This is a genomic window from Stenotrophomonas sp. YJH_SMC_119 (assembly GCF_059368315.1).
The window spans coordinates 1-11,188 of the sequence record NZ_JCAFRP010000018.1 but is presented as its reverse complement, the minus strand read 5'-3'; the positions used below and the strand labels follow the sequence as shown (position 1 = coordinate 11,188).

The following is an 11,188-nucleotide window of genomic DNA, read 5'->3' as shown; positions in this document are numbered from 1 at the left end:
GCATCGCGATGGGCTCTGACCCCAGGCGTGGCGCTGGGGTCAGAGCCGTTTCCCAACGGAAAGGGATCCGACCCACCCTGCCTGATCCTGAATGGCTACGCTAAAGTCACACCGCCTGCGTCCCCGACTGACATACCGTTTACGGGCAACACGCGACACTGGACTTCGACCCGAGGCAAAGGACCCCTGCATGAGCAAGCTGACTGTAATCACCGACCGCGCTCTGGAGCGCGCCCTGGAGCTGGCCCACACCGCCGGCGATGGCCTGAAGAGCGCCGGTGGCAGCCTGCGCAACGCGGACTGGATCAAGACCGGCGCCGCCCTCGGCGCAGTGAAGACCGGCGGCAAGGTCGCCACCAAGTTCGCCCGCCGCAACCCGGCCGTGACCATTGCCGCGGCTGCCGTCGGCGTCGGCCTGCTCGGCTATGCGCTGTACCGCAAGCAGCAGAAGAAGAAGGCTGCCAATGGCCACGTGGTGAATGGGCAGGCGGAGCGCATCAACGCACGCGACCGCCGCAACGACACCGTGGTGGACGAGCACAGCGATATCGGCAGCGACGCCTGAGTGTGACCGACCGGTTCAGAGCCCTTCCTGCGGAAGGGATCTGAACCCGGGCCGGGGCCGGATGCCGCGAGGTATCCGGCCCTTTCTGTTTCAACCGATCTGCCGCCACTGCCCCGGCTGCAGGTCGTCCAGCCGGTAGGGTCCCATCGACACGCGGACCAGCCGCAGCGTCGGCAGGTTCACCGCGGCGGTCATCCGCCGCACCTGGCGGTTGCGCCCCTCGCGGATCGTGATCGCCAGCCAGCTGTCAGGCACGGTCTTGCGGAAACGCACCGGCGGATCGCGCGTCCACAGCGACGGCGCCGGATCGAGGCGCTCGATCTTCGCCGGCAGGGTCGGCCCGTCATTGAGCACCACGCCGTCGCGCAGCCGTTGCAGCTGCTCATCGCTGGGCGTGCCTTCCACCTGCACCCAGTAGGTCTTGTCGGCCTTGTGCCTGGGGTCGGTCAGCTTGTGCGCCAGCGTACCGTTATCCGTCAGCAGCAGCAGGCCTTCGCTGTCATGGTCCAGGCGACCGGCGGCATACACGCGCGGCGGCAGGCCGAACCCGGCCAGCGTCGGCCGCGGCGGTACGCTGCGGTCGGTGAACTGGCAGAGCACGTTGAAGGGCTTGTTGAAGGCGATCAGCATTGCGGGCACGGCAGTCGGCGGGTGGGGCATTGTCCCATTCCCGCATCGCCGCCGCGATCACCACTCAGCCGAAGACCTTCCTTTCCATCAACAGCGCAACGAGCACCACCACGGCGCCGCACGTGGCGGCAGCGTTGGCGCGATACCGTAGCCGCGCTACCGGTGGGCAGGCCCTGCGCGCACGTTCGTCCCACAGGCAACCCACGAGCAGCACCGCAAAACCTGCCGCCGCCACGAGATCATGCACGTGACCCGCATGGAACACGAAGTCGTACAACCGCGGCAGCGCCATCAATGCGAAGGCGAAGTACAGCACTTTCTTCAACAGCACACTCCATTGGTGGCAGCGCCGGGCATTGCCCGGCCGCTACCCATTCCGCCCGACACCGCGCTGCGCGCTCACCAGGCACGGCCCTGCCCCCCCTTTACGGCTTGATGAAGCGCAGGGTCATGCGGTCGCTTTCGCCGATCGCCTGGTACTTCGCATCATCGGCCTTGTCGTGCTGGTTGGTCGGCGGCAGCGTCCACACGCCGTTCGGGTGGTCCTTGGTGTCGCGCGGGTTGGCGTTGACCTCGCTGCGCGCGTCCAACCTGAAGCCGGCGGCCTCGGCCATCGCGATCACCTGCTGCTGGCCGACATAGCCGGTGTCATCGTCGTCGGCCACGTCGGCCTTGGCGCGGTGCTCGACCACGCCCAGCACGCCGCCCGGCTTGAGCACGTTGAAAAAACCCTGGAACATGCCCTGCGCCTGGCCGGCCTTGCGCCAGTTGTGCACGTTGCGGAAGGTCAGCACCACATCGGCTGAACCGGCCGGGCCGAACACCGGCTTGGCCGGATCGTAGGCCACCACGGCAGTCTTGCCGAACTGTGCCGGTGCAGCGGCGTACTTCTTTTCCAGGCTGTCGCGGCTGCGCTGCTGGTAGTCGCGTCCACGGCCTTCGGGCACCGCCATCGGATCGACCACCGCAGCAACGTAGTGGCCCTTGTCGTGCAGCAGGGGCGCCAGGATCTCCGAGTACCAGCCGTTGCCGGGGGTGATCTCGATGACGGTCTTTTCCGGCGTCACCTTGAAGAACGACAGCGTCTGCGCCGGGTGGCGGAAGCCGTCGCGCTTGACGTTGTTGGCATCACGGGTGGGTGCCTTCACCGCCGCGTCGATGGCCGGCGACACCTGGATCTTCGCCGGCGCCACCGTGGCCGGTGCGGCGAACGCGGGAACAGCGGCAAACAGGGCCGAAGCAAGCAGCAGGCGGCAACCACGCAGGGACGAAGCAGGCATCATCGGAGCGACTCCAGCGGAAGATGCGGCGAGACTAGCAGCCGCGGCGTCCCAGGTGTTCACAAAACGTTAGCTGCGTGCGTATCGCGGAACACTGTTTTGTGGTCGCCGCCGCAGCACGGTCACACTACGCGTTTTATTCTGGAGCACTTCCCCCAAGGAGTCCGTGCCCATGACGGCAACCCGCGAACTGGGCCGTTCCGGCCTGCATGTACGTCCGCTCGCCTTCGGTGGCAACGTGTTCGGCTGGAGCGCCGATGAGAAGGCCAGCTTCGCCCTGCTCGATGCCTTCGTCGACGCCGGCTTCAACCTGGTCGACACCGCCGATGTGTATTCGGCCTGGGTGCCGGGCAATGCCGGCGGCGAATCGGAGACGCTGATCGGCAAGTGGTTTGCCCGCAGCGGCAAGCGCGACAAGGTGGTGCTGGCGACCAAGGTGGCCAAGTGGGCCGAACGCCCCGGCCTGACCCCGGACAACATCAATGCGGCGGTCGAGGATTCGCTGCGCCGCCTGCAGACCGACGTGATCGATCTGTACCAGGCCCACGAGGATGACGAGTCGACGCCGCTGGAGGCGACCCTGGCTGCATTCGGCCGGTTGATCGAAGCTGGCAAGGTGCGTGCGATCGGTGCTTCCAACTACAGCGCCACGCGCCTGGCCGATGCGCTGAAGGTGTCCACCGACTACAAGCTGCCGCGTTACGAAACCCTGCAGCCGGAGTACAACCTGTATGACCGCGCCGGCTACGAAAAGGAACTGGAACCGCTGGTGCAGCGCGAACAGATCGGCGTGATCGGCTACTACGCGCTGGCCAGTGGCTTCCTCAGCGGCAAGTACCGCACGCCGGCCGATGCGGCCAAGAGCCCGGCGCGTGGCGAGAACGTGGTGAAGCGCTATCTGAATCCGCGTGGCCTGCGCATCCTGCAGGCACTGGATGACGTGGCCAGCAAGCACAACGCCAGTGCCGCGCAGATCGCACTGGCATGGCAGATCGCACGGCCGTCGATCACCGCGCCGATCGTCAGCGCCACCAGCGTCGAGCAGCTGCACGATCTGCTGGCGGCGGCCAATGTGTCGCTAAGCGTGCAGGATGTCGCGCAGCTGGATGCCGCCAGCGCCGAAGCGTGAGGGCCGGTAGTGCCGGCCGCTGGCCGGCATTGCACACATACCGCAGAAAATAATTGAACAAAATGGTTGCGCACGACTAAATCGTGGTTTATCGTGCGCACCTCGTTTCAACAACCACTGGAAACTTCCCTTGAACGCGCATTCCGTCGCCATCGCCAAACTGCTGCCATGCCTGCGCATGGACGGGCCGGCGCACGCGTTCGGCAAGGAAGACCAGCTGACAACGGCCTGATACCCGCCCTGCGGAGATCGGCCACCCCGATCTCCGAGGCCTGACGACGCCCTCGGAACGCAAGTCCCGGGGGCGTTTTCGTTTGCGTCGGCACAAGGACCCGCGATGCCAGAACTGCACCCCGCGCGGCGACCCGCCGCTCACTGACCCAGGCTTTTCCCGCCCCGCCGAAGGATTTACTTCGCGCGACTGGCAGCGCCTGGACATTATCTGCATCGCATCAGAACATTATCGCTCGCCGATAATGTCGGTGGCCTGCACCCTCGATTATCCAACGGTCCCGTTTCAACCACGGGCTGGTGCGCGCGGCGTTGCCGTGGCGTATGCCGGAGGTCGCGGACATGCCATCGCCTGGATCGCCTGCTGGAGGCAGGCACCGGTTCGCCGGTACGCGGTTCGATTCCGCGCGGTCCCCAACTGGATAGCTCAGCTTGGTCAGAGCAACGGATCCGTAATCCGTCTGTCGTGGGTTCGATTCCCACTCCAAACCACATGACCTGTCACGTCATGACTTGAAGCAACACCCGGGGCGCAAGCCCCAGCGGCCATCGTCGCCGTCCACCGACATCGCCTTCGGGCAGGAACGTGGAAGGCAACGGACCTCACGCCGGGCCCCGGCCCGCCGCCACTGCCAGCCACGTTCCGCACCGGTGCTGCCTGCCGGGAACGACGATGGCAGCACTGCCGGCGCATCGAAGGCTCCGCGCGCGGACCGTCCGCCGATGGCCGCCCTCTTCCGCTGCCTGCACGTGATGTGCAGGCAGCCTCGCCACGACCGGATCGACCCGGGTCATGGCGATTCATCCGCAACGGGTCGAACCACCAGAGCCATACAAGGAGAGACTCCCATGTTCTGGACCATCAAGGTCGTGATCGGCGACGGCGAGCGCGGCCTGGTGTATCGCAACCGTCGTTTCCAGCAGATCCTGCTGCCGGGCGTGCACCGCCTGTCGCCGTTCGGCGGCCGGCCGCACGTGGACATCCACACTGCATCGAAGGGCGCGGCCTACACCGGCAGCGACCAGGACAGCCTGATCGAAGCGCTGGGCGCACAGCTGGACACGCACTTCGTGCTGGCCAACGTCGGCGCCAGCGAGGTCGGCCTGTTGCTGCGCAACGGCCGCATCGATGAAGTGCTGCCGCCGGGCAGCCGCCGTCTGTACTGGCGCGGTTCGGTCGATACCCAGGTGCAGGTAATGGCGTTGGGTGACGAGCCGCGCATTCCGGCCGACGTGCAGCAGCGGCTGGGTCAATTGGGCGTGCTGCCGCGTGTGGCGGTGATCAGCACGGTGCCGAGCGAGTCGGTCGGCCTGCTGTTCATCGATGGCACGCTGCGGCAGACGCTGGACGCCGGCCTGCACGCGTTCTGGAACTTCAACGGCAACGTGTCGGTGGAGCGTGTGGAACTGCGTGCACGTTCACTGGACGTGTCCGGCCAGGAGCTGCTCAGCCGCGACAAGGTGACCCTGCGGGTGAACCTGGCCGCGACCGTGCAGGTGGTCGACCCGGTGCGTGCGCACCGCACGCTCAGCAATGCCGATGAGTTCGTCTACCGGCAGCTGCAGTTCGGCCTGCGCCAGGCAATTGCCGCGCGCAGTCTGGACGAGCTGCTGGGTGACAAGGCGGCACTGGACGGCGAGATCGCTGCGCATGTGCAGGCGGCGATCGAAGGCCACGGCGTGCGCTTGCTCGGCGTCGGCATCAAGGACGTGATCCTGCCGGGCGAGATGAAGGAGATCCTCAACGGCGTGGTGCTGGCCGAAAAGCAGGCCCAGGCCAGCGTGATCCGTCGCCGCGAGGAGGCCAACGCCACGCGTTCGCAGCTCAACACCGCAAAGCTGATCGAGGACAACCCGGTGCTGATGCGCTTGAAGGAGCTGGAGGCACTGGAGAAGGTCACCGAGAAGATCGACACGCTCACCGTGTTCGGCGGCCTGGATGGCGTGCTGAAGCAGCTGGTGACGATCAGGTAGGGGTAGCGGTGGCGCAGGGACGCGCCGCCGGCCCATCAATGACATTAAGGAAGACATGGACACTCAACAGAACTATCAATGGCTGCATGCCGAGGGCACCACGCCGATCAAGGGCTGGGTCAACGGAGTGCCGCTGGAAGCGCAGGCACATGAGCAGCTGCGCAACATCGCCGCGATCCCGTTCGTCGGGCCGTGGGTGGCCGTGATGCCGGACGTGCACCTGGGCAAGGGCGCGACCGTCGGCTCGGTGATCCCGACCCGCGGGGCGATCATCCCGGCCGCGGTCGGCGTCGACATCGGCTGCGGCATGGCGGCGGTGCGTACCACGCTGCGCGCCGATGACCTGCCCGATGACCTGCGGCAGCTGCGCAACAGCATCGAGCGCAGCATTCCGGTGGGCAACGGGCGCGGCGGCGAGCATCACCGCATGCCCGACAGCATCCACACCCGGCTGGTGCAGTCCGGGCTGGCCGCCGGCCTGGAGAGGATCAAGGACAAGCACCGCCGCATCCGCACCGACAAGCTCGACCGCCAGCTGGGCACGCTGGGTGGCGGCAACCACTTCATCGAACTGTGCCTGGACGAGACGGACACGGTGTGGGTGATGCTGCACAGCGGCTCACGCGGTACCGGCAACCTGATCGGCACCTACTTCATCGAGAAGGCGCGCGAGGAACTGGCCCGGCGCGTGCTGGGCTTCCACCTGCCGGACAAGGACCTGGCGTTCTTCATGGAAGGCGAGCCGCTGTTCGATGACTACGTCGAAGCGGTGTCGTGGGCGCAGGACTACGCCCGGCAGAACCGCGAGGCGATGATGTCGCGCGTGCTGGCCGAGATGCGCCACCGGCTGCCGAAGTTCCAGCTGGCAGCGATGGCGGTGAACTGCCACCACAACTACGTGCAGAAGGAGACGCACCACGGGCAGGAACTGCTGGTAACACGCAAGGGCGCGGTCAGCGCGCGTGAGGGCGAGCTGGGCATCATTCCCGGCAGCATGGGCACGCGCAGCTACATCGTGCGCGGCAAGGGCAACGCGGACAGCTTCCACAGCTGCAGCCACGGCGCCGGCCGGGTGATGAGCCGTGGCACGGCGCGCCAGCAGATCACGCTGGCCCAGCACCGCGAGGCCACCGCGCATGTGGAATGCCGCAAGGACAGCGGCGTGCTGGACGAGTCACCGGCCGCGTACAAGTCGATCGACGATGTGATGGCTGCGCAACTGGACCTGGTCGACGTGGTGCACACGCTGCGCCAGGTGCTGTGCGTGAAGGGGTAATGGAGCGGTGCCGGCCAAGGCCGGCCTCTACCAGAGCAACACGTCGCGTCGGGGGTCAGATCCCTTTCTGCGAAAGGGATCTGACCCCGGCACATTCAGCGCGGCACGCTGTCTTCGGCCACCAGCGCATGGTGCACGCCGATGCCCGCGCGCACGCCTTCGGCCATGGCCAGGGTGATGTTGCCCACCGTGGTCGCATCGCCTGCGGCATACACGTTCGGCACCGAGGTGTGCTTCATCGCATCGACCTCGATCAGCACGCCCAGCGGGCTCTCGACCAACGTGCAGCCCAGCTGCTGCACCAATGGCGTGGCCATCGCCTGGGTGGCCGGCACGAACAACGCACGCTGGGCGATTCGGCGGCCGTCGGCCAGCTCCACTTCCAGCCAGGTCGGCTGGTCGCCCTGCACGCCCAGCACGGGTGACGTCTCGATCTGCACGCCGCGCTGTTGCATGGCGGCGCGTTCCTCATCCGTGATGTCCAGTCCCATGCTGAAGAACGTGACATTGCCCCAGTCCGCGAACAGCGGCGCCTTGCTGGCGGACATCGGATGACCGCCAAGCAGGCCAATGGCACCACCACCCACTTCATAGCCATGACAGTACGGGCAGTGCAGCACGGTGCTGCCCCAGCGCTCGGCGAGGCCCGGCAACGCAGGCAACTGGTCGGCGATGCCGCTGGCGAGCAGCAGCTTGCGCGCGGCCAGCACCTGGCCATCGGCGGTACGCACTTCCACGCCTTCGGCGCTGGCGGTGGCCTGAACGGCTTCGGCATGCACCCAACGCACCGTGGGGTAGTCCAGCAGCTGCTGGCGCGCGGTCTTCAGCAGCTCGGCGCCACTGATGCCATCCAGCCCGAGCACCCCGTGCGAATGACTGGCGAAACGGTTGCGCGGCGAACCGGCGTCGATGACGGTGACCGGGCGACGGGCACGGGCCAGGATCAGGCCGGCGGCAATGCCGGCATAGCTGCCGCCGACGATGAGCACATCAGGATTCATGGTGACCTTCCAGGGAACGGTGATGGGCAAGATGGCGGGCGAAGTCGGCGCCGAGCTGGTCCAGCGTGGTCGCCTGCAGCCGCGCTTCGAGCAGGCGCTGCGCTTCGCGCGCCCCTTCGAGCAGGGCGCTGTTGACCAGCTGCTGGATCGGGCAGCCACCGCCGGAGTCGCGTGCGCCGACCTGGACCAGCGGTGGTGCGCCCACCGCCAGGTAGATGTCATGCAGGGTGATCGCCGCGGCATCGCGTGCCAGCAGGCTGCCGCCGCCGTGGCCGCGGGTGCTGCGCACCAGGCCGGCCTTGTGCAGCTGCGCCAGCAGGCGACGGATCACCACCGGATGCGTCGGCAGGCAGGACGCCAGCTGCTCGGACGTGCGCGGGGCGGCATGGCCGACCAGGTGCGCCATCACATGCAGGGCGTCGGACAGTGGATTCGCGGATTTCATGTAACAACTATAGTTACATTTAAATTCTCTGTCGAGGGTCTTCTTTCGTTCCATATGGACACATTTGTCCTATGAAACATCCCCTTCACATCACTAAACGAAACGGTAATGTGATGAGCGTCGCACTTCAGACGTGTGAGGACAGGTCGATACCGCATTGCCCCTTCCCGAGAGTCCCTTCCATGAAAGCGTCTGTCCGTGCTCCGCGCCTGCAGTCCAAGCTGCTCGGCGCGGTTTCCGTTGGTCTGGCCGTGGTCCTGCTGTGCGCATTGGCGGGCCTGGCCTCCGCCTGGTTGAAGTTGTCCACCGAGGTTCCACCCGAAGTCGCGCACAGCCGCGACGCCGAACGCCTGCAGCGCGAGTTCCGCGGCCAGGTGCAGGAATGGAAGAACGTGCTGCTGCGCGGCCACGACGACGCGCTGCGCCAGCGCCATCTGGACGCCTTTGACAGCGAGGGCCGCCTGGTCGAGCAGCTGGCCAGGGGCCTCGTAGCCAGCCCGGACATACGCACGCGCGAACTGGCACAGTCCTTCATCGGCCTGCACACGCAGCTGCAGAAGGACTACCACGCCGCCCTGCAGGCGTTTGCGGAAGCCGGCTACGATCCCGCCGCCGGCGACAATCTGGTGCGTGGCAAGGACCGCCCGGTGGCGACCGCACTGGATGCGCTGAGCACGCATGCCACGCAGGTGGCCGAAGCAACCGTAGCGGCGCGGTCGCAGCAGGCGCGGCAGACCCTGCTGCTGTGCGCGGCGCTGACCGTGCTGGCCGCCGTGTTGCTGCTGATGGGCCTGGCCTGGTGGCTGCGGCGCGCGGTGGTGCAGCCGGTGCTGGCGGTGGAAGCCGCTGCGCGTGCCGTGGCCGCCGGTGATCTGCAGCACGTGGTGCAGGTGCGCAGCCGCGACGAGATCGGTCGCCTCGCGCAGGCGATGCAGGCGGTGCAGTCCACGCTGCGCGGCGTACTGGACGCACAGGCGACGATGGCGCAGGCGCATGACGCCGGCACCATCAGCCATCGCATGGATGCCAGTGCATTCCCGGGCGCGTTCGGCACCATGGTGGCCGACTGCAACACGCTGGTTGACGCGCACATCCAGGTGAAGATGCGCGCGATCTCGATCATGGGCCGCTATGCCGTCGGTGACCTCAGCCAGGACATGGAACGCCTGCCCGGCGAAAAGGCCGTGATCACCAACGCGTTGGATACGGCCAAGGCCAATCTCGGCATGATCAACGGCGAGATCCGCCGCCTGGCCGAAGCCGCCGCCGCCGGTGACTTCGGCCAGCGCGGCGACAGCGCACGCTTCGAGCATGATTTCCGCGCAATGGTCGACGGCTTGAACCGATTGATGCAGACCACCGAACTGAACCTCGGCGAGGTCTCCAGCATGCTGCGCGCGATTGCCGATGGCCGCCTCGGCGCGCGCATGCACGGTGATTTCCAGGGCGTGTTCGCGCGTATCGCCGGCGACGCCAACACCACCGCTACGCAGCTGGCAACCATCGTCACCGACATCAAGCACGCCTCCGGCAACATCCACACGGCGGCGGCGGAGATCGCCGCCGGCAACAACGATCTGTCGCGCCGTACCGAACAGCAGGCCGCCAACCTGGAAGAGACGGCGGCATCGATGGAGGAACTGACCTCCACCGTGCGCCAGAACGCCGAGCATGCGCGCCAGGCCAACCAGCTGGCGATCGGCGCGCACACCGTTGCCTCTCACGGCGGCAGCGTGGTCGGCCAGGTGGTGACGACGATGGGCGCGATCGAAACCTCGTCGCGGCAGATCGCCGAGATCATCAGCGTGATCGACGGCATCGCCTTCCAGACCAACATCCTGGCGCTGAACGCCGCGGTGGAAGCGGCACGCGCCGGCGAGCAGGGCCGCGGCTTCGCGGTGGTTGCCAGCGAAGTGCGCACCCTGGCACAGCGTTCGGCGGCAGCCGCGAAGGAGATCAAGGCGTTGATCGAAGCGTCGGTGGAACAGGTCGGCCACGGTGCACGGCGCGTGCGCGAGGCCGGTGACACCATGGCCGAGATCGTGGCGTCGGTGCAGCGTGTCACCGACATCATGGCCGAGATCTCCGCCGCCTCGCAGGAGCAGAGCGCGGGCATCGAACAGGTCAGCCAGACCGTGATCCAGATGGACGGCACCACCCAGCAGAATGCCGCGCTGGTGGAGGAAGCCAGCGCCGCCGCGCGCAGCCTGGAGCAGCAGGCGAACCGGTTGATCGACGCGGTGGATGTGTTCGATCTGTCGACCACCGCCGCAGCGAAGGACGCGCTGGCGCGCGCGGCCTGATTGATCCGGTTGCCGGCCAGCGGCTGGCAACCCCGCCACCACATGGGTAGCGCCCGACCGTTGGTCGGGCGATGGCAGGGGCCGTGCGGACCAACGGTCCGCACCCACCGTAACCTGCGGTAGTGCCGGCCGCTGGCCGGCAACCCCACCACCACATGGGTAGCGCCCGACCGTTGGTCGGGCGATGGCAGGGGCAGTGCGGACCAACGGTCCGCACCCACCGTAACCTGCGGTGGTGCCGGCCGCTGGCCGGCAACCCCATCACCACATGGGTAGCGCCCGACCGTTGGTCGGGCGATGGCAGGGGCCGTGCGGACCAACGGTCCGCACCCACCGTAACCTGCGGTAGTGCCG

At 67.2% G+C, this 11,188-nt stretch carries 10 protein-coding genes and 1 tRNA gene; 6 read left to right on the top strand and 5 right to left on the bottom strand.

Going from position 1 to position 11,188, the window contains the following annotated elements; translation table 11 throughout:
- Positions 1 to 190: 190 nt before the first annotated feature.
- On the top strand, positions 191 to 565 hold the full coding sequence (locus AC5P6S_RS19385; RefSeq protein WP_138970130.1) for a hypothetical protein: 375 nt from the start codon (positions 191 to 193) through the stop codon (positions 563 to 565).
- 90 nt (positions 566 to 655) lie between these two features.
- Here AC5P6S_RS19385 and AC5P6S_RS19380 read toward each other — a convergent pair whose 3' ends face one another.
- The 3 genes from AC5P6S_RS19380 to AC5P6S_RS19370 all read right to left on the bottom strand — a co-directional run bounded on the left by AC5P6S_RS19380 (position 656) and on the right by AC5P6S_RS19370 (position 2,478).
- Positions 656 to 1,195, bottom strand: a complete 540-nt coding sequence (locus AC5P6S_RS19380) for a pseudouridine synthase (protein ID WP_138970147.1) — start codon at positions 1,193 to 1,195, stop codon at positions 656 to 658.
- Positions 1,196 to 1,259: 64 nt separating this feature from the next.
- On the bottom strand, positions 1,260 to 1,526 hold the full coding sequence (locus AC5P6S_RS19375; RefSeq protein WP_012481577.1) for a hypothetical protein: 267 nt from the start codon (positions 1,524 to 1,526) through the stop codon (positions 1,260 to 1,262).
- A 94-nt stretch (positions 1,527 to 1,620) separates the two neighbouring features.
- Entirely contained in the window at positions 1,621 to 2,478 is an 858-nt protein-coding gene (locus tag AC5P6S_RS19370) for a class I SAM-dependent methyltransferase (RefSeq protein ID WP_012481578.1), read from the bottom strand.
- Between the two features lie 169 nt (positions 2,479 to 2,647).
- On the opposite strand from AC5P6S_RS19370, the gene AC5P6S_RS19365 reads away from it, so the two are divergent.
- The 4 genes from AC5P6S_RS19365 to AC5P6S_RS19350 all read left to right on the top strand — a co-directional run bounded on the left by AC5P6S_RS19365 (position 2,648) and on the right by AC5P6S_RS19350 (position 7,085).
- Complete coding sequence (locus tag AC5P6S_RS19365) at positions 2,648 to 3,604, top strand: aldo/keto reductase (protein ID WP_012481579.1); 957 nt, start codon at positions 2,648 to 2,650, stop codon at positions 3,602 to 3,604.
- Between the two features lie 649 nt (positions 3,605 to 4,253).
- A tRNA-Thr gene (locus tag AC5P6S_RS19360) sits at positions 4,254 to 4,327 on the top strand.
- A 357-nt stretch (positions 4,328 to 4,684) separates the two neighbouring features.
- Positions 4,685 to 5,809, top strand: a complete 1,125-nt coding sequence (locus tag AC5P6S_RS19355; RefSeq protein ID WP_005411579.1) for a slipin family protein — start codon at positions 4,685 to 4,687, stop codon at positions 5,807 to 5,809.
- 55 nt (positions 5,810 to 5,864) lie between these two features.
- Positions 5,865 to 7,085: an RtcB family protein gene (locus tag AC5P6S_RS19350; RefSeq protein ID WP_049397670.1), complete on the top strand. Its 1,221-nt coding sequence runs from the start codon at positions 5,865 to 5,867 to the stop codon at positions 7,083 to 7,085.
- 95 nt (positions 7,086 to 7,180) lie between these two features.
- On the opposite strand, the gene AC5P6S_RS19345 is transcribed toward AC5P6S_RS19350, so the two are convergent.
- A complete protein-coding gene (locus AC5P6S_RS19345) occupies positions 7,181 to 8,086 on the bottom strand; it encodes an NAD(P)/FAD-dependent oxidoreductase (protein WP_012481581.1) in 906 nt (301 codons plus the stop codon).
- The gene (locus tag AC5P6S_RS19340; RefSeq protein ID WP_044571046.1) at positions 8,076 to 8,531 is read right to left on the bottom strand and encodes an Rrf2 family transcriptional regulator; all 456 of its coding nucleotides are present in this window, start codon (positions 8,529 to 8,531) and stop codon (positions 8,076 to 8,078) included. Before AC5P6S_RS19340 ends, AC5P6S_RS19345 begins: the two co-directional genes overlap by 11 nt.
- Positions 8,532 to 8,713: 182 nt before the next feature.
- Between AC5P6S_RS19340 and AC5P6S_RS19335 the strand changes: the two genes are divergently transcribed.
- Positions 8,714 to 10,834: a methyl-accepting chemotaxis protein gene (locus tag AC5P6S_RS19335; protein WP_043034463.1), complete on the top strand. Its 2,121-nt coding sequence runs from the start codon at positions 8,714 to 8,716 to the stop codon at positions 10,832 to 10,834.
- The last annotated feature ends 354 nt before the right edge of the window (positions 10,835 to 11,188 follow it).